The following is a 2,788-nucleotide window of genomic DNA, read 5'->3' on the forward strand; positions in this document are numbered from 1 at the left end:
GACTCGGCGTCGGCGTCCGCTTCGCCTCCGGCCGCGGCGTCGGCGTCGTCCGCGTCCGCGTCCGCGTCCGCGCCTGCGGGCCCGGTGTCGTCCTCGGCGGTGGTCTCGGGTGCGTACTCCGGGAAGGTCCACCCGAACAGCTCGCCGTAGAAGCGCCGCCCGGCGGCCAGATCGGGCAGGGTGGCGTCGGCCCAGCAGGGCGCACCCTCGGCGTGCTCAGCCATGCGCGCGGTCCTTTCCTACCGGGCCACAGCCCGTCGGATATCCCATGGTTCCTACAGTTTCGTGCCGTGTACAGGAGGAACGCTAGTCCGCCGGACAGCGCCCCGCAGAGGGAGAAACCCATTTGCATGCGGTCAGATCGCGCGTCGATCACCCGTCGGTAAGCTGACGACATGACAGGACACGTTCGAACTGTTGACGGCCGGGTGGCCGGACGGCGCGGGCAGGCAACGCGTCAGAAGCTGCTCGACTGCCTCAGCGACATGCTCAGCTCATCGCCCTACCGCGACGTCAAGGTGATCGACGTCGCCCGTAAGGCGGGTACCTCTCCGGCGACCTTCTACCAGTACTTCCCCGACGTGGAGGGAGCGGTGCTGGAGCTCGCCGAGTCGATGGCGAAGGAGGGTTCGGCGCTCAACAACCTGGTCGCCGGCCGTTCGTGGGCCGGCAAGGCGGGCGCGCAGACGGCCGAGGAACTGGTGGACGGCTTCCTGACGTTCTGGCGCCGCCACGACGCCATCCTGCGGGTGGTGGACCTCGGTGCCGCCGAAGGGGACAAACGTTTCTACAAGATCCGGATGAAGATCCTCACGTCCGTCACGACGTCGCTGACCGAGGTGATCGAGGGGCTTCAGGAGAAGGGCCGCGTGGACAAGGACGTCAGCGCCGCCGCCCTCGCCGGTTCCCTCGTCACCATGCTGGCCTCCGTCGCCGGCCACCAGAAGGGCTTCCAGAGCTGGGGCGTCAAGCAGGCCCAGCTGAAGCCGAGCCTCACCCTGCTCGTCCACCTGGGCGTCACCGGGCGCAAGCCGACCCGCTAGGACCGTCCGGCACGTCTGCGGCGCTGACCGCCGCGCACACCGGCCGGACCTGTCACCGGCCGCTCCGCGCCGCCCGCTCCGTACAGCTCGCCACCCCACCGGGGGCGTTCCCCTCCCGGCGGCAGCACTCACGCGCGGCCCACGCCGCGACGCCGACTCCCCCTGCCGACCACGCCGTCAGGCGACCCACCGATTCGCCGGAAGAGCCCGGCCGCTCCGCCCTGCCGTGCGGCGGACGGCCTTCCCGCCCGTGCCCGTCGTGGGCCAAGGGTGCGTACTGCCATCCGGCCCGGACGCGCGATGCCTGCGCGCCCGCGCGCCCGGACCGGAGGCAGCGGCGTCAGGGCCCGCTGAACAGCAGCTTGTTCGGCGAACCGGTACCGGGTGAGGTGACCTTGCCGCCGGTGGTGCGGTCCAGCAGCGCCTCGGTGACGGCTGCCGGGGTGGCGGTCGGGTTGGCCGACACGTACAGCGCGGCGGCCCCGGTGACGTGCGGCGCGGACATGGACGTGCCGCTCTTGGTCGCGCTGCCGGTGTCGCTGGCGTGCGAGGCCGAGACGACCGACGTGCCGGGCGCGAACAGGTCCACACAACTGCCGTAGTTGGAGAAGCTGGAGCGGGTGTCGTCACTGGCCGTGGAGGCGACCGTGATCACCTTCGGCTCGCGTGCGGGCGACTGGGTGCACGCGTCGGTCGCCTTGTTGCCCGCCGAGACGGCGACGGTCACCCCGGCCTCGACCATGCGGCGCACCGCCTCGTCCTTGGCGTCGCTCGCGCTGCCACCGATGCTGACGTTGGCCACCGCCGGCTTCACCGCGTTCTTCGCCACCCAGTCGTAGCCGGCCAGCACGTTGGCGGTGGTACCGCTGTTGTTGCAGTTGAGCACCTTCACCGCGACGATCTTCACGCCCTTGGCGACACCGTAGGTCGCTCCGCCGACCGTGCCGGCGGTGTGTGTGCCGTGGCCGTGGCAGTCGCTGGCCGTGGTGTTGCCGTCGACGAAGTTGTAGCCGTAGCGGGCCCGGCCGCCGAACTCGCTGTGTCCGATGCGCACTCCGGAGTCGACCACGTAGGCGGTGACGTTCGCCGCCGTACCGGCGTAGGCGTAGCTCTGGTTCAGCGGCAGGTCGCGCTGGTCGATCCGGTCCAGCCCCCACACCGGGTCGGTCTGCGTGTCGTCGCCGGTCTCCACGCGGTTCGGCTCGACGTAGGCGACCGCCGGGTCCGCGGCCAGCCGACGGGCCTGCCGCGCCGAGGCCTTCACCGAGAAGCCCTCCAGCGCCGTCGTGTACGTCCGTTCGACGGCACCACCGTGCCGTCCGGTCAGACTGCTCACCCGGTCGCGCAGCCGGCGTTCCCGGTTGCCCGAACCGGCTTTGCCGGCAGTGTCCTTGAGGACGACGATGTACTCACCGCTGATGCTCCTGCCGATGCCGGCGCCCCGGATCTCGCCGGTCGCCCCGGGTTCGGCGGCGTTCGCAGTGGCCAACGTCGTACCCATGACGGCAAGAGCCGCGAGCCCCGCGCCCAGTGCGGTGCGTATGCGTGCCGTTCTCTTCATGCGGCCGTGCCCCTCCCAGAAGTGCGCGCAAAGTACCGGTTCTAGCGGACCGGTGACTGCTCAGGAGGCACAGCAGTGCCAGGGACACCAAGATGCCCGCCCGGCACGAGGGGGACGCGCGATCCGCGCGTGGGCGGCGGGAAGCCCGGCGCCGCGGTCGCGGGGGCGCCCGGCCGCGTGGGTG

The 2,788-nt window shown here is 71.4% G+C and carries 2 protein-coding genes and 1 pseudogene; 1 reads left to right on the forward strand and 2 read right to left on the reverse strand.

The genetic code is table 11. The features are described 5' to 3' along the window. Positions 1-224 (reverse strand): annotated as a pseudogene (locus tag ACYVE9_RS21735) (hypothetical protein); the annotation flags it as partial. Positions 225-395: 171 nt separating this feature from the next. Between ACYVE9_RS21735 and ACYVE9_RS21740 the strand changes: the two are divergent. Continuing rightward, on the forward strand, positions 396-1,043 hold the full coding sequence (locus tag ACYVE9_RS21740; protein ID WP_461029573.1) for a TetR family transcriptional regulator: 648 nt from the start codon (positions 396-398) through the stop codon (positions 1,041-1,043). Positions 1,044-1,383: 340 nt separating this feature from the next. Here ACYVE9_RS21740 and ACYVE9_RS21745 read toward each other — a convergent pair whose 3' ends face one another. Next, positions 1,384-2,604, reverse strand: a complete 1,221-nt coding sequence (locus tag ACYVE9_RS21745; protein ID WP_461029574.1) for a S8 family peptidase — start codon at positions 2,602-2,604, stop codon at positions 1,384-1,386. Positions 2,605-2,788: the final 184 nt, after the last annotated feature.

The organism is Streptomyces sparsus (assembly GCF_054776295.1).